This window comes from Sporolactobacillus sp. PKPK-6 (assembly GCF_056678885.1).
Genome location: NZ_JBWXPA010000003.1, coordinates 151,315 through 172,998 on the forward strand (window position 1 = coordinate 151,315; position 21,684 = coordinate 172,998).

Here is a 21,684-nt window from a genome sequence, read left to right on the forward strand (position 1 = left end):
TTTTCTCTTCAACTCTGCTGCTTCTCGCGGCTGTTGATTTCCTTCAGACGTCCTTTGATCGGCTTGCGCTGAATCACGGAACCCAAGTAACCGCACAGCCGGCGGATGCAGGACGTTGTTTCCGGATTATGATTGCCGCAGCTTGGGCATTTGAACCCGGCTGCCGTTGATTCGAACTCGCCTTCATAGCCGCATTCATAGCATTTATCAATTGGCGTGTTTGTACCGAAATACCCGATTCGGTCATAGGCGTAATCCCATACTGTTTCCAGTCCTTCGGGGTTGTTTACCAAGGATGGGAACTCGCAGTAATGAATAAAGCCGCCTCCCGTGTAGGGTTCATAATCCTTTTCAAAATCAATTTTTTCAAATGGGTTGATTTTCTTGCGCACGTCGTAGTGAAAACTATTCGTATAGTAATCTTTATCTGTTATGTCCTTGATGCTCCCGAAATGCTGCTTGTCCAGTCTGCAGAAGCGGTCGGTCAAGCTTTCTGAAGGTGTCGCATAGACACTGAACGCATAGCCTGTCTTCTTGCGCCATTCGTCCGACAGCGACTTAAACCGTTTCACAATATCGAGTGTAAAGGTTTTTGCTTCCGGATTATGTTCCCAATTCGGACCATAGAACACCGTCGCCGCTTCGTAAAGTCCGATGTAGCCCATGGACACAGTCGCCCGACCATTCTTGAAAATGTCCTGTACCGGTTCATCGGCGTGCAGACGTTTTCCGGTTGCACCGTACTGATAGAGAATCGGTGCGTTTTTCGCTTCCACTTTATCCAGTGTATGAATTCGGAAGAGCAATGCGCGGCATACCAGATCCAGCCGTTCTTCAAATAAACTCCAAAAAGCAGTTTTGTCGCCATTTGACTCGATTGCGATCCTTGGAATATTCAGCGTGACAACACCCATATTGTTACGACCGTCTGTAATGTATTGTCCGTTCTCCTGATAAGAAGGCAGGAATGAACGGCAGCCCATCGGCGCCTTGAAGTCCCCGGTCACTTCAACAATTCGGTCATAGTTCAAAATATCCGGATACATCCGTTTCGTGGCGCATTCCAAAGCCATTTTTTTAATATCATAGTTTGGATCGTCTTCGTTTAAATTTAACCCGCGTTTAATCGTGAACACGAGTTTTGGAAACACCGCTGTTTTATGATCGCGGCCAAGCCCGATAATTCTCACCTTCAAAATCGCTTTCTGAATCTCGCGGGCAAACCATGAACGGCCAAGACCGAAGTTTAGAGTAAAGAAAGGTGTCTGACCATTGCTTGAAAAAAGGGTGTTAATTTCATATTCAAGCGACTGCATCGAGTCGTAAATTTCTTTCTCAGTCATCGCGTAAGCGTAATGTTCTTGTTCTGCAGGATCCGAAATCCAAGTCTTTGCGGTTTCCAAGTATTTGCTGAAGCTCGTTCTCGCATAAGGTTCCAATACTTCATCCGCACGATTAAACGATGTGCCGCCATAAATATTCGAGGATACATTGGCGACAATCTGAGCAACCAGCGCGGTCGCCGTCTTGATCGATCTCGGCTGTTCCACGTCAGCATTGCCGATCGAGAACCCTTTCTCAAGCATGCCTTTAAAATCAATCAGCATGCAGTTATACATAGAGAAAAACGGCGAGTAATCCAAATCATGGAAGTGGATAATTCCCTGATTATGCGCATCGGCAAATTCCTTTGGCAAAATATGGCGGAGTGCAAAATCTCTGGCCGCCACGCCCGCGAGCAAATCGCGCTGCGTATTAAATACTTTTTCATCTTTATTCGCGTTTTCATTGGCGACATATTCATCCATATTGATTAAGTCACGAATCTTGTCATCTAATGATTTTTCTTTATATACCGGTTCTTTAATCATCATGTCCGCCCCCATAGTTCCGATAAACAACATTATAATACAATATGTAGTAGGATCAATAGGATACACAACACAATATGTAGGAGTCTAGCGTATGGATTGCATTTTTTAGGATACCAGAGCGGAAAAATAGATCTGTGACAATTTTGCGAACGAGGGATAATACACGCATATTTATAGATCTCGGAGAAAAAATAAACAACCTATTTATTATATCGGAAGACCGCTAGAAAGCAACTGCAAAAATGATGAATAAATCCAAACATGTACTCAACTAGAAAAACCGGGCAAAAGCACTCAGTCATTACGGTCTCAGGATGCGGTTGTCTTCGCATTGCCTCTTATAAAATAAGCGGAGATTTTCCAGTTATATGCATCATGGAGGATGTTTTGCGGGTACATAAGGGTAATTTTTCCGGTTATGCAAAGCAAAACCCTCCATTTTCACGTCTTTTAATTCGATAAGGGGCATTTATCCGTCTATTTAAGCAATTTTTTCATTCATTTTCTAATGAAGCGGAATTTTTCCGTCTATTTATCAAATTGGGTGCTTAACCTGATCGCTCAACCGATATGTGCGGGTTGGCAATCAACCTCTTATGACCATATAGTCATACCCGCGAGACAAAATCTTAAAATTTGGAACAAAAAAATGACGACACGGTGATCGTCATTCCTAACCTTCCTAATGAAACGTATGATACAGAAATTTATAGAGCCCATTTTCAGCATATGAGGCGTCAGTCACCCATTCTGCCTGTTCCTTTACATGCTCCGGGGCATTCTTCATAGCGGCAGAGTGGCCTGCTAGTTGAAACATTGGCAAATCATTTTCTCCATCACCAACCGCAAGCGCATTGTCGGGAGACAGATGATAATGATCCAGTAAGATTCGAATTCCGCTCGCTTTTGAAATATTCTTTCCTACTAATTCAACATTGTTATGTGACGAAGAAAAATAGTCAAACGCGAATTTTTCCTGCAGTTGGCGCAAATCATTCTTCCACGCATCCATTTTCGCTACATCTTCGCTGAAAAAATACATCTTGACGATCTGTGCCAATTCGTCGTCAGTCAGCGTCTCCTTCCAAACCATGTCCTCAAGCACCGCTTGCCTTCGCGACAGCCACTCGTTAACCGATACCGACTCCGGCCTTTTATCATTAATTTCATTGATTATATAGTGCCTATCTCGGCTTAGAATCGTTCTTCTTCCGCTGACCGGATGCAGCTGATAGTACATCTTATGCTGTTCCGAGTAATGAAGCATGTGCTCGACAAGTGCTTTTGGCAGGACGCTTTGAAAAATTTTTGCCGTTCCCGCGAATACAGTCATTCCATTTGCAGCAACCATTCCGGCTGCCGGAAAATCATCGGGCAGTACATTAAGCGCATCAACCTCCGAACGTCCCGTGACGACGAATACATTCTTGCCGTGCGCACTGAGTTTCTTAAGGTAACCGTTCAATTCAGGAGTCACTTGATTATCCGGTGTCAGAGTCGTCCCGTCTAAGTCAAGCATAATCGTTTTTATGTTCAACTGATATCACCTCCGCGCAATCTCTTCATTCATTCTATCGTTTCTTGCTGCGCAGCGCATCCTTTCAGTTTTTTTACGGACATGTTTTGTCTTGCTGAAATGCGGGTATAGAGAACATAAGGAGCAGGGATTGGAACTCTCGTGATCAGGATAAATTCGTTTTGCTATGAAAATTAATTTCTCAATCCATTTACAATCACCGCGTCATTAAAATAACTTCGGCTTTTACATCAGGTTCATCAAAAGCTCATTCACATGAATGACTGAAAAAATGACCAAAAAAATTTAAAAAGAAGTGATTTTTCTGCCATTACTTATAGTCGCCTTAGGCGTAATTGTATTACTCATACTCATTATGAAGTTTAATCTCAATACGTTTATCTCACTGCTCATTGTTTCCTTTCTTGTTGCACTTGGATTAGGCTTGCCACTTACAAAGATTATTTCTGTTATCGAAAAAGGCATTGGCGAGCAGCTCGGCGATCTCATTTTAATCTTCGGGCTCGGCGCCATCCTTGGCAAACTTGTTGCCGATGCAGGCGGTGCGCACCGAATCGCGATCTCGCTTGCGAAAAAGTTCGGTAAAAAGCGTATTCAGTTAGCAGTAATCTTTGCTTCATTCATCATTGGTATTGCCTTATTCTTCGAGGTTGGCCTAGTTCTTCTGCTTCCAATCGTTTTTGAAATCGGACTTGCTCTAGGCGTACCACTGCTCTATGTGGGCATGCCAATGATTGCCGCTTTGATGGCAACTCATGGATTTTTGCCTCCGCATCCGGCACCAACCGCTCTTGTTCAAAGCTATCATGCCAATACGGCCTATGTGCTCCTTGTTGGCCTGTGCATCGCCATCCCGGCCGTCATTGTCGGGGGCACCTTATTGAATCGGCTGCTTTTCCGTTTGATGCCTAAAGTTTACACACATTCCGGAAACGAGGAACTGCTTGATAAGAAAAGACATTTTGATGATGATCAAGTACCGTCTTTATCACTCAGTATCTTCACCTGTCTCCTTCCTGTCCTGTTGATGATTTCAGCAACACTGGTCACCGATTTGATCTCATTTCCAAAGCTTCTTGATCAAATCATTCAACTAATCGGATCCCCGCCTGGTGCGATGATGATCAGCGTCCTGTTTGCACTCTATGCCATGGGCATCCGGCAAAAGCGCACTATGGAAGATGTGGAAAAGACAATTACAAAAGCGATCCGACAAATTTCAATGCTGCTCCTGATTATCGGAGCCGGTGGCGCGCTTAAAGAAGTCATGATTACAGGCGGCGTCGGTGATTATGTCGCCCATCTCTTCAAGGGTTCTCCTCTGTCGCCGCTCGTTCTGGCATGGGTGGTTACCGTGCTGATTCGTGTCTGCATCGGTTCCAGCACAGTTGCTGCTCTTACTGCCGCCGGGGTTGCTGCCCCATTGGTCGGAGCAACCGGAGTCAGTCCCACCCTCATTGTTCTTGCCACCGGTGCCGGCAGTGTATTCGGCGGACACGTCAACGACCCCGGATTCTGGCTGTTCAAGGAGTACTTTGATCTGAACATCAAGGACACGTTAAAAACCTATACCGTCATGGGCTGCATGCTTTCCGTAATCGGCATTCTCATGATCAGTGTCTTTTCGATTTTCATGTGATGAATCACAATTCTTTTGCTCATACTAATCTAAAAGGGAGGAATAAACATGCTCAGCCTTATATGGTCGCTGATCGTCATTCTGTTTCTCATCTGGCTCGTACTCCTGCTGCTTAAAGTCGGTGGAGCAATCATTTACCTGCTCCTTGTCGCCGCAGCCATCCTGTTTATCATCCAGTTCTTTACACGAAAGTAATAAAAGCGGAATCCCAACAAATGGGGATTCCGCTTTTTTATGTTTAATCCATTATTCTTTAATTTTTCTGGGCAGCCTCTGCAAGCGCCGCTTCGAAACTTTCACTGAAAATCGCGAAGGCATCGTCAATTTGTTCCTTGGTCACAATCAGCGGTGGAATAAAGCGAATCACATTATGATCGACGCCGCAGTTAAGCAGAATTAAGCCTTTTTTCAACGCATTGGCCCGAATCGCAGCAACGAGGTCGCCATTAGGTTTTCCGTCATGATCAACAAACTCAATGCCGATCATCAGGCCGAGTCCTCTGACCTCAAGCACTTCGTCATGCTGTTTCGCAAATTCAAGCAGTTTCCCTTTAAAGTAGGAGCCGACTTCAACTGCATTATCGACAAGTCCTCCTTCAAGCAATTCAAAGACTGCGACACCGGCCGCGCACGCGACCGGGTTGCCGCCGAAGGTCCCGCCATGCGTCCCAGCCGGCCATTGATCCATGAGCTCGCGTTTTGCTACCAAGGCGCTAAGCGGGAAACCGTTGGCAATCGCTTTGGCCAGTGACATAATATCCGGCTTCACGTCAAAATTTTCATAGGCAAAAATTTTACCCGTGCGCCCGAATCCGGTCTGAACCTCATCGAACACAAGCAAGATACCATGTTCATCGCAAATTTTGCGAATCGCTTGCAGGAACGACTTCGGCGGAACAATGTAGCCGCCCTCACCTTGAATCGGTTCCATAATCATGCAGGCCACCTGTTCCGGTTCAATCAAATCATGGAATATTTCTTTAAGTGAGTTCAGGCAGCGCGCCACTTCCTGTTCTTCAGTCAGACCGGATCGTGTTGCATAGGGATAGTCCGCATAATAAACACTCGGCAGCAGCCCTTCATAGTTGCGACGATATTTCGCATTTGAAGCTGTCAGCGTCGTTGTCGCAAGTGTCCGTCCGTGGAAGCTGTGCTTAAACGTAATAATGCCGGGACGGTGGGTGACTTGCTTTGCAAGCTTAATCGCCGCCTCATTAGCCTCTGCCCCGCTGTTCGAAAAATAGATTTTATAATCTGAGCCAACATGACCGAGAATTTTCTCAGCCAGTTTAATATAAGAAGGATAATAAACAACATTATGACCGCCATGAATCAGTTGATCCATCTGCTCCTTAGCCTTCTGTACAACATAGGGATGGTTGTGGCCGCAATTAACAACCGCAACACCGCTGGCAAAGTCCAAATACTTCTTCCCGTTCTCATCCCACACGTAGGCACCTTCGCCTTTGACAACGCCAAGCTGCGTTGCACGCAACGCAATCGGCGGAAACAGATCTAATGATTTTTCATACATGCTTTTTTCCGGCATTTTACTTATACCTCTTTTTAATAAAAATTTAGAAGATCCTCATCAAAAGGCCGCTATGTCACACAATATTATATAATGAGTTTAAACAATCGTTTATTTACTTTTACTGCGTCAAAATTCGTGCTTGTTCGATCACTCACTGGAGGAATGAACGATGGAACTCAGACAATTAAAAACTTTTCAGGTGGCAGCAGAGCTGCTGAATTTCACACAAGCCGCCAAACAACTGAATTTCTCCCAGCCGACCGTCACGGCACAAGTCCGCGCGCTTGAGAAAGAAATCGGTCATTCACTCTTCTTCCGAATCGGCAAGCAAACCTTTCTTACTGCTCATGGAGAAATCGTAAAACACTATACGGACCAGCTCTTCCCCATCCTGGATCAAATGGATGCTGCTTTGCACGAAGAAAATCAGACAGCAAACAAGCTCACCATCGCAGCATCGGAAACCTTCTGCACGCATTACTTTCCACCGATTATCCGGCAGTTTCTTGATGCTTATCCCGAAATCGGAATCAAACTCGTGTCATGCACGAGTGACAAAGTGATCGCAGGCATTAACAGCAACAGCTTCGATATCGGCGTCATCTCAGGATCTTATATGAAAGCAGGCATCACAAATGTCAAAATCTCAGAGAAGGAAGATTTAATTCTGATCGCATCGCAAACATTGGCTGAACAGTATGCCGACCGCGAACTCCTTGAACGCTATCCGTTCATCAAATATGAAATTGCCGGCCCGTTTGAAGAACAAATGAACAGCTATATGCAGGAAAACGGCATCCATCCGACTAAAATCATTGAATCCAGCAGCCTGGAAGCGGTCAAGAGTGCTGTTATGAATGACATCGGCGTTGGGTTAATCAGTCGCAATCTTGTTAAAAAAGAACTGGCTTCACGCCAGTTGTATGAAATACCTTTAAACAAGAAACCGATTGAAATTCAAACCTCTCTTGTGATTGCAACGCACAAGCTGCGTGATCAGAAAACCATGCACTTAATCCGTTTAATTGAACAGAACTGGAATACCATCCATTAAAGAATCTTTTCCAAAAAATCCTGAGCACGCTCTGTGCTTGGATGGCTGAAAAAGGCTTCAGGCGTGTTGGATTCCAGAATCCTGCCATCATCCATGAAGACGACTTTGTTGGCCACCTGTTTGGCAAACCCCATCTCATGCGTAACGATAATCATCGTCATTCCGGATTCAGCGAGTGACTGAATAACATCGAGCACTTCTTTGACCATTTCCGGATCAAGTGCCGAGGTCGGTTCATCAAACAGCATATAGTCTGGTTCCATTGCAAGCGAGCGCGCAATGGCAACCCGTTGCTTTTGCCCGCCTGAAAGTTTGTTCGGATACTGGTTCTTTTTCTCAAGCAGCCCAACTTTATTAAGTAGCTCTTCTGCTCTCTTGACCGCATCATCTTTTGAGAGTCCTTTAACTTTCATCGGTGCGTAAATCAAGTTCTCAAGTACGGTTTTATGTGGAAAAAGATAAAAGTGCTGAAAAACCATACCAACTTTTTCCCGTACTTTGATCACCTGCTTAGGTTTCATCGTAGTCAAATTGTCCTCATCAACCATGACCTTACCCGAGGTCGGATGCTCAAGAAGATTGATACAGCGCAGAAAGGTTGATTTTCCGGAGCCGGATGGTCCAATGATGACGACTACTTCACCTTTGTTAACTTGCAAGGTAACATCCTTCAACACATGTATATCGCCAAAATTTTTATAAATATGTTCTGCATCAATCACTGCGGCGCATCCTCCTTTCAAGTCGACGACCAAGATAGGTCAAGATCATTACGATAATATAATACATGACTAGTGAAATAAGCATTGGCGGAAAATAGTTGTAAATGTTAGCTGCAACAATTTGTGAACGACGCATTAGTTCGGTTACAGTTATTGTCGATACTAAGGCTGTATCCTTTGTCAACGTGATAAATTCGTTCATGATTGCCGGCAAAATATTTTTAATTGCTTGAGGCAATATAATATCCTTCATTGTTGGCCAATAGGATACACCTAATGCTTTCGCCGCCTCCAGCTGACCTTTGTCGACAGCATTTATTCCTCCGCGAATGATTTCAGACATATAAGCTGCCGAATTCAGACCAAAAGTCAAAATTGCACATGTCAGAGGATTAACATCGCCCATATTAAAAATTTGTGGAATGCCAAAATATGCAATGGCCAACTGAAGGATTAGCGGAGTTCCTCGAAAAACAGAAGTATACATATTTGCTAGTCCACGCAACAATTTGATTCGACCAATCTTACACAAGGAAAGCAGGATACCACCGATAAAGCCAAGAATGGCTGCACCAGCGGCAATTCCTAATGAAACCCAGATACCGCTGACGATATACGGGATTGAAGGAACTACTTGTTTAAAGCCACTGATTAATTCATTCATTCTGTCCTTTTCCACCCCTTGGATAAAACAATTCGATTACTGATTTTTTATCCACTTATTAACAAGTTCATCAAGTTTTCCATTTTTCTTAGCCTTAGTAATCGCTTTATCAAATTCAGCAGCTAGCTTACTTTTCTTTGGAAATGCTGCACTGATTGGATCCGATTCAGGTTTTCCGTCCACAATTGCCTTAAATTGATGCATATTTTTGTCTTTGCTTGTATAACCATAAGCAACTGAACTTACCGTAATGATTGCATCAAGTTTACCTGCACGCATTGCTTCAACCATTTCATTCAGCTTGTCCCATCTCTGAATATTCATAGGGATTGTTTTATTTAATTTAACAGCGAGTGTCTCTTGAGTCGTACCAAGCTGGACACCGACCTTCTTGCCTTTAAGGTCTTCTACACTATTGATTTTAGCACCTTTTTTGGAGAGGATAACTTGGTAATCATTAAAATAGGTTTGAGAGAATTCAACATTTTTTCTTCGTTCCGGTGTATTCACCATACCCGCCATAACAAAATCGACTTTTTTACTATTCAACGCAGCAATCAAACCATTGAAATCTTGATTTTTGATTTCCAACTTGTAGCCAAGTTGATCAGCAATATACTTTGCCAAATCAAGATCAAAGCCGACAATCTTGTTTCCATTTGCCGTATCTACCGATTCAAACGGCGGATAATCGGCGCTCGTGCCCATGACAATTGTTTTCTTTTTGCTTGAATCACTGCTTCCTGAACTGCTGCACGCTGAGAGTACAATCAGCAGCAGAGCCATCATAACTAAACCCATTTTTTTCATCATTAATCATTCGCCTCTTTTTTTATTGTTGATTCCCTTGTTAAGGAATTAAAAACGTTTTCTTTAATCTGCAAAAACTTGTTCGGTCATTGAACGGATCAGCTTCGGAAGCACACCATATGAATAGGGCTTGTAGACACGTTCCATCCATGTATGCGCCCGTTTACCATAGACGCCCATGTCAAGAACGGGGATGTTCAGCTCGCGAATCTGGTCGAGCGGTACACTGTAGGTTTTGCCCCATGCAGGGAAGTTTCCAATGATCGCTGCCGTTTCTTCCGCCGTCTCACTCATCGCAAGGTAGCTGCTGTCGGCGAGATAAGGGAAAAAGCGTTTCTTGGCAAATTGCTCGCCGGTCTCGTTCTCAGCTTGGTGCAGAACCTGATCAAGGATTTCATCGCAACGTTTCTCTGCCGCAACCTCATCGCGCAGATAATTATGCGGGCAGTACGGCGGAGCAAAAAAGATAATCACCTTAGGACGTTTGTCTCCGGAACGATTTTCAAGTGCCTCAATCACCTTGAAACTGACCTGCCGAAAATCTTCGTCCGGATTCGCCTGAACGACTTGATCCGTGATTTCATCAACCGGAACCCCCTTCTGAGCGAGCTCTTCGACGAATTCTTCATAGCTCAGTACATCAGTCGACCATTCCGGTGCTTGTCCTTCAAGCCCGCAGTTCTTCGAGAATATAGTATATTGTTTCTGAAGAAATGACGCAAGATCGTCACAAGCCTCTTTCGCGACTATTTTCAATTGAGCAAGCACTTCTTTCGGCGTGCGTTCATAGAGAAAATAGTTAAAATACAGATGCGTTGTTCCTGCCGTTTGCACATTATAGAATGCTTTTCTGTCTCTTAAAAAAAGACAAGACGGAGGAAGAATGACCTCATCAGAAATCTGCTCGGCGCAATCCATATTATTGTTCAACGCATTGTTGACCTTGCTCGCGATCAGTGTCGGATCAATGCCCGAAAGTGTCTCACCGACATGAGTTTCTCTTCCGCGGATATAGAAGCACCCAAGCAGCTTGCCTGCCGAACCTGTATAGATATAGCGCCGCGAATCACCTTTATAGAGCGGACTGTTGAAGTCACCATTAATGGCCAGCAAAAACTCAAGCCCCCGTTCCTTCTGCAGGCGGATCAGCTCTCGCGTTGCTTCCATAACACCCTCATGGTCATTCTCTTCGACCGGGTTGAACATCACCAGAAGATTGCCCTTCAATTGATCCGGATGTTCTGAATAATAGAGAAGATTACTCAGATGGACGGCGTCGCCGCTTTTCATATCCAGCATACCCCTGCCGAAAAGCCAGTCTCCGGAGACAGCATCTTTTTGCACATCACTGTCTTTTTCATATTTGGAAAAATAGTGCTGAAGGTAATCAGGATCCAGTGCATGCGCTTCAAGGGAGCCAAAGTCGTCAATGCCGACCGTATCCATATGACCATGATAAATGATGGTCTGTTTCTTTTCAATTGGGGCTTCAAGGAATGCAAAGACATTCTTTCTGCCCAGCTTGTCATCTTCCAATGCCTGTGTCCAGACATTCTCTGGATGCTGTTTGAAATAGGGAAAGGATCGGAGAATCGTTTCCAGTTCCTTTGCCATTGCAAACTCTCCATCTGTGCCGTTGACACTTTTCACGCTGACAAGGTCTCTCGCTATTTTTTCAATCTGCTCTTCTTCCGGCAAATTTTTAATGACCTCATACATTTAGAATCCACCTTCTCTACTGAATTATTCCACCGGATCACGCTGAAGCACGAGTGAGGAACAGTGGATACCTCCGCCCATTTTATTCAATTCATCAACAGGAATTGCAATGACTTCAACGCCGGCTTTTTCAAGTGCCTCAATGGTACGGACACCAAGAGACGTAAACAGAACTTTTCCCGGCTCAAGGCACAAACAATTCGTTGTCATTGGCGGATCGAGCGGATCTGTATAAATCAGTTTGACACCGCGTTGTTGCAAATCCTGCAGGAACCAATGCGGCAGATTCGTCGGATCAACAAGTGCCTTATCGACATCAACCATATTGAATACTTCGTCAAGATGGATCATGCTGGACGGCAGATCGACAACCACAAGATCCATGCCCTGCCAAGAAAGAATGGCACGCAGCTGATCGATACCTGCCTGATTCACGCGGATAGAGTGCCCGACCATCGCCGTTTTTCGGTCGAATACCATAAAGCTGCCGCCTTCCACAAAGCCTTTGCCTTGAATAGATGCCAACACCGGCATACCGATTTCAGCAGCTGTCTGGAGTGTACGACGCGTTTCTCCGTATCTGAATTTCAACGCGAAACGCGCCAAAATCAGACCGCCGGGAATCACCATGCCGACATCACGTGCAAATAGATTATTGGTTAGCAGTTGATCGTCCTCAATAAGCGGAATAATCTCAACACCCTCCCGCTTCAAAATATTAGTCATCCGATCGTGCTGCTCCTGCATTTTCACCAGATCCAACGGCTCCTTGCTTAAGCTGTAACTGACAATGTTTCCACTTGTGTCGCGAAGAATCCTCGCTCCGGCTTCCGGTTCGAACTTCGCTTTATTTAATTCATGGACCTCATTTCCCGGACGGTGAACAAATACCTTTCTTACCTTTCCAACCGCATTCGGGTTTCCCCAATCTGAAGACCAGTACTTCTCCAAAAGAGCAGTATCTTCAAATGAATCCTGAACCATATTCTCATCAAGAAATTTATGCAATACAGACAAGTTAAACCCTCCTTGTTAGGCTGAGTACAATTTAGCACATGTGACGGAATAAAACCTTACATGAAAAACATCTATTTCTATCATAATATAAATTGAGCGCTGTGTACTTTATAAATTCCTATGTCATGTATCTGAATATTCTATTGTTCATGAATATCCAGTTTTATTTCTTTATTGCAGTACAGCAATAATGTCAGGCACATCCTTGGAAAAACCGTCGTTCTTTTTTAATTATTCTAATTCCTTCATCACTTGTCAGATTTACTGTATTAAAGAATACCGATTGTTAGATTTGCTGACATTATAATTGACGATCTCTCCATATTCGCTTATTATTAACTACGTAAACTTCATCCTTTCTGTTTTCGTATATCCTTAATAATACGGTTTAAGGGTTTCTACCTGGGAACCGTAAATTCCCGGCTACGAAGAATATGTTCGCATATTTTTCGTAGCCTTTTTTTTACTATCAGAAAATAATTATATATAAAAGATGAGGTAGATAGTATAAGTGGTCCGGCATAACGCCACGTCCTGTGGCAAGCCGGACACTGGGCCGTCCATGGCCGTCGCAACTAAGCCTCTGTCTACGCCAAGGCTTGCCAATCGGCAAGTTTTCTAATGTTTTCTACACTTCAAATTGGAGATGGCTGAAATGAAACGAACAATTATTAAAAATGCCGAAATTGTCACTATGGATCAAAAGGAAACGATCACTCATGGAGACCTTGTCATTGAAGCCGATCGCATCCAGTCCGTGGGTACAATTGTAAAGCCCAAACCGAATGATCGCGTCATAGACGGAACCGGCAGAACAATTATTCCCGGATTCATTCAAACCCATATTCACCTTTGCCAGACCTTATTTCGTGGAAAAGCAGATGATTTGGAACTCATGGACTGGCTTCGGGAACGTATTTGGCCGCTCGAAGCCGCGCATGATAAGGAATCAATTTATCTGTCTGCACTGCTCGGCATCGGTGAACTGATCTCTGGAGGATCGACAACCATTGTCGATATGGAAACCGTACATCATACGGGCGAAGCATTTCAGGCAATTGCTGAAAGCGGGATACGTGCGCTGTCCGGAAAAGTCATGATGGATAAAGGCAGCGACGTGCCACTTGGCCTCCAGGAGAAAACGGATGATTCCATTCGCGAAAGTGTCGATCTGCTTGAAAAATGGAACGGTCATGACAACGGACGAATCCGTTACGCATTCGCGCCGCGTTTTGTCATCTCATGTACTGAATCACTGCTCACCCAAGTACGTGATCTCGCCGATCATTATAATGTTTTTGTTCACACACATGCATCGGAAAATCGCGGTGAAATTGCTATTGTTGAGCACGATACCGGCATGCGCAACATCGTCTATCTTGACCATATTGGGCTTGCCGGCAAACGCCTGATCCTCGCCCATTGCATTTGGCTCAGCGAAAAAGAAAAAGAAATCATTCATAAACGAGGCATTCATGTCAGCCATTGCCCGGGTTCCAATCTCAAGCTTGCTTCAGGGATTGCTCAAGTGCCGCAAATGGCCGATCTAGGCATTAATCTCGGTCTTGGTGCAGACGGCGCGCCGTGCAACAACAATCTGGATATGTTCCAGGAAATGCGGCTCGCTGCACTCATTCACAAACCGGCAAACGGACCGACGGCAATGAATGCCAAACACATTTTTCGCATGGCAACGATTGAAGGGGCTAAAGCAGTCGGCATGGAACATGAGATCGGCAGCCTCGAAGTCGGAAAAAAAGCCGATTTAGCCATACTGAATCTCAATAACTTCCATTGCAACCCGATGTTCGGCACCGATCCGATTTCACGAATTGTCTATTCAGCCAAGAGCTCGGATGTTGAAACCACGATCATTGACGGTCGCGTTGTTATGGAAAATCGACAGATGAAAACCATTGATCAAACGTTTGTTTTAAGTGAAGCTGAGATCGCAATCGAGCGACTGATGAAGCGTGCGGGCATACGTGTTTAATGATCGGAAATTTGTTGCAGGTCCAATTGGATCCGCATTTTTTTATCCATATAGTCATCGATACATAGAAGTGCAGGTTTCGAGGCACATTAATTGCTTAGAATGCCGATTATTGATTCAATAGAATTGGGGTTGGCAAACGATTTGGTAAAAAGGAGGATGTTTATGAGTCATTTTGAACTGCCCGCACTCGAATTTGCTCCTGACGCTCTGGAACCTTACATTGACAAAGAAACGATGATGATTCACCACGACAAACATCATCAGACCTACGTCACGAACCTGAACGCTGCCCTTGATAAGCACCCGGAATTAAAAGACAACTCGCTGACCGACCTGATCGCTCACTTGGATAAGGTTCCGGAGGATATTCGAACCGCAGTCCGAAACAATGGCGGTGGTCACTACAACCATTGCTTTTTCTGGAAGGTCCTTATTCCCGGAGGATCGAATAAACCGACCGGCGCGCTAGCTGAGGCAATTGATAAACAGCTCGGCGGCTTTGAAAAATTCAAAGAAGCCTTCACTAATGCAGCCACCGGCCAATTCGGTTCCGGTTGGGCCTGGTTGATGGTCACGAAGCAAAATGTTTTGAAGGTAACCAATACACCGAATCAGGACAGTCCGCTCATGGACGGTGCAACTCCCTTGCTTGGCCTTGATGTCTGGGAGCATGCCTATTATCTGAAGTACCAGAATAGGCGTCCAGAATATGTTAAGAATTTCTTCAATGTCATTAACTGGGATTTTGTCTCCGACGTTTATAATAAGACACTCGACACCGAAGCTGTACATTAATGAAAATTCCGAAGTGATTTCGTTCACTTCGGAATTTCTGCGTTATGGCACGTTCCTTGATTTCGGATACCAAACATCGCTAAAATAGAAGTAATGCTTGCGCAAGGAGGTTTGATCATGAACGAAGGTTTAGGCTTAGGCCTTGTCACTGTTGAAGTATGCGACTATGGATCGCTGACCGTTCAGCACTTAGAAAAAATAGCCCGCCACCCGGAAGTCGCAGTGATGAACTACGATTGCCTGAACGTATGCGGCATGTGCAGTTTAAAACCGTTCGCAATGGTTAATGGGCAACGCGTTTTTGCGAACACCATCGATGCCTGTCTTGAAAAAATAGAACAAAAAGTTAACGAAGAATTGGACACGCTTCAATAAGTCTTACACATGCATAAATTTAATACATACCGGATACGGAACCGAGAGTTTTGCATCGAGTAAGCTCAGATGGCCAGATACCATCTCCCGCTCAAACAAGACGAGATCCTCGGAATTCTGGTTCGCGACAACAAGAAATTGTCCGCTTGGATCGATTTCAAAATCCCGCGGCCAGTCTCCGATCGTATCCGCATGCTCGATCAGTGCAATTCTTCCGCTTTCCTCATCAATTTGGAATACTGCAATACTGTTGTGCCCGCGATTTGACACATAAACAAAACGCCCATCAGCACTGATCTTAATTGCTGCACCTTGACTGTGTCCCTTAAAATCAGCAGGCAGTGCGCTTACTGTCTGCATGATGGAAAAGTTACCGTTCTTCTCGTCAAAATGCAGCGCAATCACTTCGGAACTCAGCTCCGTCATCACATAAGCATAAGGTGCATTCGGGTGAAACACCAAATGACGCGGTCCGGTGCCCGGCGTAAAGTTCAGTTCACTCTGCTTGATCCATCTATCCTCAGTCAGATGGTAGGTTGTCAGCGCGTCAATCCCCAAATCTACTGTAACCGCAAAACGATTATCAGGGGTAAATTTCGCAAAATGAATATGCGGCGCCTCCTGACGAACAGGATCTGCTCCTGATCCTTCGTGCTTCATCTCCGCCTTTAACCGAACACCTCGATTTGGATCAGGTGCATATACACACGCCGTACCCTCGTGATAATTACCATCCAAAATACGCCTGTCTTCCCGATCGACACTCACATAACAAGGAGAAGCGCCCGTCTTCAGGCTTTGACCGAGGGGTTCAAGTGCCCCCGAAGTGTCAATGGTAAAAGCAGCAATTCCACCCTCCGATCCTCTTTTCACTACGGAGTAAAGATGATTGTTATTGCTGCTAATCGCAAGATAGGTTGGATTGCCGAGGTTCGCGACTGCATGCAAGTCAACAAGTTTCTTGCGCGTCGTATCAAGAGCAAATGAATAAATGCCCTCGCTTTTTCCTTTTGTATAGGTACCGATGTATCCGTTATAGATCACTGTACAGCCCCCTTTACTAAAAACAGCTTTTTATTTTCTAGAAATCACCTGCGTCCAACCGTAAGAAACAGCAAATGACTGATTAATAAGACAAGCAATGAGAAAAATACGGACAAGCTTAACATGACCATAAGTAAAAAATTAAAACGTCCGATCCAACAGGTAATCTGCATATGCAGTGCCGGATCAAGCAGTACGCTGAGCGCATTTGCCACAAGCAGAAGTCCAAAAAGAGCGCCTGCCCCGCTCCCGGCACCACGGATGTCTTCGTTGCTCAGCGACATACGCGATGAGATACATAGTGCGATTAAAACAAACAGCCAGAAAGCAGGATGACTGTAATTAGACACAGCAAACAGGCTCTGAAAGATTTGAAGAATTGCTTTTCCCAGCGCTGTCCATGAAGGCAAATCAAAGAACGAGAACTGTTGCGGAGCCTGAGACCAATCAAAGAAGGCGAGCGATGAATCATAAGTCATCCATTTCGCGCAAAGCGCGATGATCAAGCTGCCGCCGATCAGCGGTGCTACACCAATAAAAAGATTACCAATCCTTTGGTAAAGGCTGTTTGGATTATATGCATGACGCACGTAGCCCATCGTTCCATCGGTATCCACCGCCTGCAACAATTTGACTTCAGTCACACGATGACGAAAGATCAAGCACATAACGGCATGACTCAGTTCATGAATCGGCGTGCCCAACCAGGCAGTATAATAGATGCCCTTTATGCCGAACGCATGGATCACCCGTCCATTTGCCTGTCTCTCAAGAAATCCGAGAATAAAACCGCCGATGAAAAGTGCTCCGATCAAAGAGATAAACTGAACACCTGTCATTGCGACGATTCTTAAGACAATCGCCATCCACGATTGACCGCTCATCACTCAGCGCCTGCCCAAATGATGCTTATCCAAAAACGGCTTCAGAGCGAGACGTGGCGGCACTGACAAACCATGCGTGATTTGTTCTGTCCATGTTTCGTCACGGCGGCCGCCTGTCCGCGTGTGGTAGTAATCAGCGACTTTTTGATCATACTGGTTTAATGCGTCTTCGTTTCCCTTCTCTTCATATACATTTCTATGGAAGATGTTTTCAAACGGAAGCCGCGGCCGCTTTTCCGGATTCTGATCGGGATAGCCTACCGCAAGGCCGAATACCGGAAACGTATAGTCCGGAAGATGCAAAAGTTCCGCAGTCTTCTCGATGTCGCGCTGAATACTTCCGATATAGCAGATTCCAAGTCCCATGGATTCGGCGGCTACAGCCATATTCTGAGCGGCAAAAGCAGCGTCACCAAGCGCAACTGTGAGTCTTTGCGTTGTGTCCAATACCGAAGTATCCGCTCCGTTCTGATCACCAATCTTTTTGTTACGATACTGGTCTGCAACAAAGACAAAGAAATAACCATTTTCTTCAACATACGGCTGATCTCCGGAGATGGCGCGCAGCTGTTTCTTGATTTCCGGATCCTCAACGCCAATAATGGAAAAGGATTGTGTAAAACTTGACGTAGATGCCGCCTGTGCGCATGAAACAAGCAACTTTATTTGTTCTTCCGACAATGGCTGTGTTTTGAACTTGCGAATGGAACGATGATTCAACAAAGTACTGATGACTGCATTATGCATGAATCGTAAACCCCTTTGTGTGAACTATTTCTCTCAATTATACGTGATTCATCTCACCCATGCATGAAAAACGTATTGAGCATCAATCGCCTCCAAGCACAAATACGGGGGAAGCGGCGCTCACGCTGCTTCCCCTGCTAAGAAAAACCGGGCAAAAAACGCCCGGTCCTTCATTAAGTAACAAGTAAAATAAGCGGAGATTTTCCGGTTATATACACCATGGTGCTTGTTTTGCCTGTAAATAAGGGTAATTTTTCCGCTTATTCAGAGAAAAAACCTCTATTTTTACGTTTTTCGATTCAATAAGGGTAATTTCTCCGTCTATTTAAGCGATTTTACCATTCATTTTCAATTTAAGCGGAATTTTTCCGTCTATTTCTCAGATTGGGCGCTTGCCTGATCGCACACCCGAATCTTATAACGCTGATCATTATACCAGCAAGGCAGAACGACATACTTTCTTTTCTTGTAAGAAAAACCGGGCAAAAAGCGCCCGGTCCTTACTTTCACAGGATGTGATGGCTTTCGCGTTGCATGCAGGACGTACTTTCACAGGATGTGATGGCTTTCGCGTTGCATACAGGACGTATGCGTATTTAGCGAAAGCTCCTTTACACTTGCGAAAGCTCCTTTACACTTGCGAAAGCTCCTTTTTTAGCATTGGTTTGTGTCTTTACAGTGTTGAATCATCGCTTCGGTTACTCGCACCAACAGAGCACGACCGCGGGCGCACCGCGAGCCTCAGACAAGCAGAAATCTACGGGTTCTCTCTCGCTGGCATGCGATCAACAGGGCCGCACCCGCAGGCGCATTCGCACCTCCGCTTTGATTCTCGTCCAAGACACTGGCTTATTCGTTTAAATATGGGGCAAAATCCTATACTTTCTTATCTTGTAAATAAGCAAAGAGGACAGCTCTTTGCCAATTAATTTGAATCAAATTATTTTGTCAGTTCTTCGGTGAGTACAGGTACAATTTGTTTCTTGCGTGAAACAACACCTTTAAGTGTAGCTACATTATTGTCCAAGGTTACCTTGAAGGCTGCCTCAGCTGCCGTTGCTGCTTTTCCAAGGATCAGTGCTTCAGAATCACTGGTCAGAATATTGGTCACTGCAAGTACGAACAAATCAAGATTATTCGTATCAATTTCCTTGTTGATTGCAGCTTCGAGCTCCGCCTGACGAGAAAGTGCATCATTTGTATCCACAACGTTGACCTGAGCGATTTTCACAGCATATTTGCCCATTTCAAACGGCTTCACATCAATGGAAATCAACTCTTCAGCTGATTTGTCAGCAATGTTGGTTCCTGCTTTAAGCATGTCCAATCCATAGGCCTGAGTATCAACACCGGAAATCGTTTCAAGCTCCTTTGCCGCTTTCACATCTTCTTCTGTGCAGGTCGGCGATTTGAACAACAGTGTATCAGAAATGATTGACGACAACATGATTCCGGCAATCGTTTTGGATACAGGTACTCCGGCTTCCTTGTACAACTTGTTGATGATCGTCGCTGTGCAGCCTACTGGTTCTGCCCGATAATAAAGCGGCGCTTTCGTTTCGAAATTAGCGATTCTGTGATGATCGACAACAGAGAGAACGTCAACTTTTTCGATGTCGTCAGCACTTTGTGCCCGCTCATTATGGTCAACCAGATAAACGGCCGGTACTTCATTGGCAACGGTCTTTACCAGACGCGGTGCTTCAATTTGAAAATGCTTCAGCACATACTCCGTCTCACCATTCAAATCACCCAGACGAACTGCTTCTACATCTTCACCAAGTTTATTCTTCAGATCAGCGAATGCGATTGCCGAGCAAATCGCATCGGTATCAGGACTTTTATGCCCGAAAACAAGCACTTTTCCCATTTTGTCTACTCCTTATCGTTACGTATATTGGCTATTCACAGATATTCCGTTTATAGTCTCTCAACAAAACCATACCTTAAGTATCTGAGAATTTCAATAGCCAGCAGACATGCATTGATATGGCCATTGAATAATGCATTATTTTTGAAGTGATCCGTATAGAGACGTCATTTTCACTCCCGTCTGAGCATTTTCGTATTGGCAATATACAGCGCGCCGACCAGCACCAGAATGGCAATTGCATACAGCAGAACGGAATGCGGATGGTCGTGACTAACGATGATTAATCGGACAATTGCCGTTACACCAATATAGATGAAATAGCGTAGCGGAAAATGATAATGTGCTTGAAAATATTTGATGATTAACGCGATAAATTCAAAGTATAGGAAAAATACGAGAATACCTTCTAATAGATGATAGTAGGAGGCGTTCTCACTTAAAAAAAGATAGGTAAAAAATTGATACGTTTCCTTGATCAATGCGACACATAAAACAGCAGCAAGTGCAAGAAGAACAAGATTCAGTGTCCACTGAAGTACCGTTGTAATGAGCCAGTCAATTTTTTCACGATTCAAAAGATCACAACCTCCCTATCAATAATGGATCACATATATATTCTTCTGATTTTCAGATAGTACACAGTTACCTGAACAAAGGGAATGATAAGCACGACAACCATCGGATAAATCGAAAAAACATCTGTGAACAATGGATAGAAGCACATCAAGCCCGCACAAATTGGTGCCACCGCCCAAATCGTGAAAAAAGCGTCATGTGAAGCTTTAGCTGTGATGGCTCGCTCACGTTCATCATCTGATGGATTAACGAGCGGATAGATCCAAAATGATGATTTGTTTTTTCGTTTATTCCATAAACAATCGATTGCTTCGATGATCGCTAATAGAACCACCGGAAGAAACCAAACCACTTTTATTTCTACTGAAAAACCGCTTGCATCATTACGAATCAAATCTGCCAAACCGTTTGTCAGTTGAGTTAATGGGATCATTGCCAGTCCGAATGCGATAATGGTACAGATCGACATGATTAGCGAAAACCACAAACGCTTCATTTTTCATCCGTTCCTTTCTCCAGTTCAAAAACATCCTCCATGCGCAACCTAAATACATCACAGAGCTGCAGACCGAGAAGGAGCGAAGGGACGTAATCCCCTTTTTCAATGGAGGCAATCGTTTGCCTCGTCACACCGACTCTCTCGCCCAGTTCCGATTGTGTCCAGTTATATCGCGCTCTCAATTCCTTGACTCGATTTACTAAATGCATGGCGTTCAGCACATCCAATGTTTAATCATCTATACATAATGTTAATTATATTTAACATTATAGATAAAGAAAAAGCGGCAGTCAAACGTGATGAACAAGAATCGTTTGTGCCGACC

The 21,684-nt window shown here is 44.5% G+C and carries 21 protein-coding genes and 1 riboswitch; of the genes, 6 read left to right on the forward strand and 15 right to left on the reverse strand.

Features of this window, described 5'->3' with window-relative positions:
* Positions 1–8: 8 nt before the first annotated feature.
* Positions 9–1,871 carry an anaerobic ribonucleoside-triphosphate reductase gene (gene nrdD / locus AC1MBV_RS16790; RefSeq protein WP_255749604.1) on the reverse strand — a complete coding sequence of 621 codons (1,863 nt, stop codon included), beginning with the start codon at positions 1,869–1,871 and terminating at the stop codon, positions 9–11.
* A gap of 685 nt (positions 1,872–2,556) precedes the next feature.
* A complete protein-coding gene (locus AC1MBV_RS16795) occupies positions 2,557–3,411 on the reverse strand; it encodes a Cof-type HAD-IIB family hydrolase (protein ID WP_480948842.1) in 855 nt (284 codons plus the stop codon).
* 304 nt (positions 3,412–3,715) lie between these two features.
* Here AC1MBV_RS16795 and AC1MBV_RS16800 point away from each other — a divergent pair, with 304 nt between their 5' ends.
* Entirely contained in the window at positions 3,716–5,050 is a 1,335-nt protein-coding gene (locus tag AC1MBV_RS16800) for a gluconate:H+ symporter (protein ID WP_255749620.1), read from the forward strand.
* A gap of 48 nt (positions 5,051–5,098) precedes the next feature.
* On the forward strand, positions 5,099–5,245 hold the full coding sequence (locus AC1MBV_RS16805; protein WP_255749606.1) for a DUF5670 family protein: 147 nt from the start codon (positions 5,099–5,101) through the stop codon (positions 5,243–5,245).
* A gap of 58 nt (positions 5,246–5,303) precedes the next feature.
* Here AC1MBV_RS16805 and AC1MBV_RS16810 read toward each other — a convergent pair whose 3' ends face one another.
* Positions 5,304–6,599, reverse strand: a complete 1,296-nt coding sequence (locus AC1MBV_RS16810) for an aspartate aminotransferase family protein (protein WP_480948843.1) — start codon at positions 6,597–6,599, stop codon at positions 5,304–5,306.
* A 154-nt stretch (positions 6,600–6,753) separates the two neighbouring features.
* Between AC1MBV_RS16810 and AC1MBV_RS16815 the strand changes: the two genes are divergently transcribed.
* Positions 6,754–7,638, forward strand: coding sequence for a LysR family transcriptional regulator (locus tag AC1MBV_RS16815; protein WP_255749608.1), 885 nt, complete (start codon positions 6,754–6,756; stop codon positions 7,636–7,638).
* On the opposite strand, the gene AC1MBV_RS16820 is transcribed toward AC1MBV_RS16815, so the two are convergent.
* The 5 genes from AC1MBV_RS16820 to AC1MBV_RS16840 are packed head-to-tail and all read right to left on the reverse strand — an operon-like array spanning position 7,635 to position 12,570.
* Entirely contained in the window at positions 7,635–8,360 is a 726-nt protein-coding gene (locus AC1MBV_RS16820) for an amino acid ABC transporter ATP-binding protein (RefSeq protein WP_255749609.1), read from the reverse strand. The genes AC1MBV_RS16815 and AC1MBV_RS16820 overlap by 4 nt on opposite strands.
* Positions 8,353–9,024, reverse strand: coding sequence for an amino acid ABC transporter permease (locus tag AC1MBV_RS16825; RefSeq protein ID WP_255749610.1), 672 nt, complete (start codon positions 9,022–9,024; stop codon positions 8,353–8,355). The genes AC1MBV_RS16820 and AC1MBV_RS16825 overlap by 8 nt, the downstream gene beginning before the upstream one ends.
* A 36-nt stretch (positions 9,025–9,060) precedes the next feature.
* On the reverse strand, positions 9,061–9,837 hold the full coding sequence (locus tag AC1MBV_RS16830) for an ABC transporter substrate-binding protein (RefSeq protein ID WP_255749611.1): 777 nt from the start codon (positions 9,835–9,837) through the stop codon (positions 9,061–9,063).
* A gap of 60 nt (positions 9,838–9,897) precedes the next feature.
* Positions 9,898–11,553, reverse strand: a complete 1,656-nt coding sequence (locus AC1MBV_RS16835) for a M20/M25/M40 family metallo-hydrolase (protein WP_255749612.1) — start codon at positions 11,551–11,553, stop codon at positions 9,898–9,900.
* Between the two features lie 24 nt (positions 11,554–11,577).
* Positions 11,578–12,570 carry a dimethylarginine dimethylaminohydrolase family protein gene (locus AC1MBV_RS16840; protein WP_480948844.1) on the reverse strand — a complete coding sequence of 331 codons (993 nt, stop codon included), beginning with the start codon at positions 12,568–12,570 and terminating at the stop codon, positions 11,578–11,580.
* Between the two features lie 345 nt (positions 12,571–12,915).
* A riboswitch (purine riboswitch) is annotated at positions 12,916–13,016 on the forward strand.
* Between the two features lie 209 nt (positions 13,017–13,225).
* On the opposite strand from AC1MBV_RS16840, the gene AC1MBV_RS16845 reads away from it, so the two are divergent.
* The 3 genes from AC1MBV_RS16845 to AC1MBV_RS16855 all read left to right on the forward strand — a co-directional run bounded on the left by AC1MBV_RS16845 (position 13,226) and on the right by AC1MBV_RS16855 (position 15,736).
* Positions 13,226–14,563, forward strand: coding sequence for a 5'-deoxyadenosine deaminase (locus tag AC1MBV_RS16845; RefSeq protein WP_255749614.1), 1,338 nt, complete (start codon positions 13,226–13,228; stop codon positions 14,561–14,563).
* Between the two features lie 165 nt (positions 14,564–14,728).
* Positions 14,729–15,361: a superoxide dismutase gene (locus tag AC1MBV_RS16850; RefSeq protein ID WP_255749615.1), complete on the forward strand. Its 633-nt coding sequence runs from the start codon at positions 14,729–14,731 to the stop codon at positions 15,359–15,361.
* A 117-nt stretch (positions 15,362–15,478) separates the two neighbouring features.
* On the forward strand, positions 15,479–15,736 hold the full coding sequence (locus AC1MBV_RS16855; protein WP_255749616.1) for a YuzB family protein: 258 nt from the start codon (positions 15,479–15,481) through the stop codon (positions 15,734–15,736).
* A gap of 3 nt (positions 15,737–15,739) precedes the next feature.
* Here AC1MBV_RS16855 and AC1MBV_RS16860 read toward each other — a convergent pair whose 3' ends face one another.
* The 7 genes from AC1MBV_RS16860 to AC1MBV_RS16890 form a co-directional block, all read right to left on the reverse strand.
* Positions 15,740–16,780 (reverse strand): lactonase family protein, encoded by a 1,041-nt coding sequence (locus AC1MBV_RS16860; RefSeq protein WP_255749617.1) that lies wholly within the window; start codon positions 16,778–16,780, stop codon positions 15,740–15,742.
* A 44-nt stretch (positions 16,781–16,824) separates the two neighbouring features.
* Complete coding sequence (locus AC1MBV_RS16865) at positions 16,825–17,664, reverse strand: hypothetical protein (protein WP_480948845.1); 840 nt, start codon at positions 17,662–17,664, stop codon at positions 16,825–16,827.
* Positions 17,665–17,667: 3 nt separating this feature from the next.
* Entirely contained in the window at positions 17,668–18,411 is a 744-nt protein-coding gene (nfsA, locus tag AC1MBV_RS16870) for an oxygen-insensitive NADPH nitroreductase (RefSeq protein ID WP_255749619.1), read from the reverse strand.
* 940 nt (positions 18,412–19,351) lie between these two features.
* Positions 19,352–20,281: a manganese-dependent inorganic pyrophosphatase gene (locus tag AC1MBV_RS16875; RefSeq protein ID WP_255748830.1), complete on the reverse strand. Its 930-nt coding sequence runs from the start codon at positions 20,279–20,281 to the stop codon at positions 19,352–19,354.
* Positions 20,282–20,454: 173 nt separating this feature from the next.
* On the reverse strand, positions 20,455–20,859 hold the full coding sequence (gene psiE, locus AC1MBV_RS16880) for a phosphate-starvation-inducible protein PsiE (protein WP_255748829.1): 405 nt from the start codon (positions 20,857–20,859) through the stop codon (positions 20,455–20,457).
* A gap of 29 nt (positions 20,860–20,888) precedes the next feature.
* Positions 20,889–21,356, reverse strand: coding sequence for a hypothetical protein (locus tag AC1MBV_RS16885; protein ID WP_480948846.1), 468 nt, complete (start codon positions 21,354–21,356; stop codon positions 20,889–20,891).
* On the reverse strand, positions 21,353–21,568 hold the full coding sequence (locus AC1MBV_RS16890; protein WP_480948854.1) for a helix-turn-helix transcriptional regulator: 216 nt from the start codon (positions 21,566–21,568) through the stop codon (positions 21,353–21,355). Before AC1MBV_RS16890 ends, AC1MBV_RS16885 begins: the two co-directional genes overlap by 4 nt.
* Between the last annotated feature and the right edge of the window lie 116 nt (positions 21,569–21,684).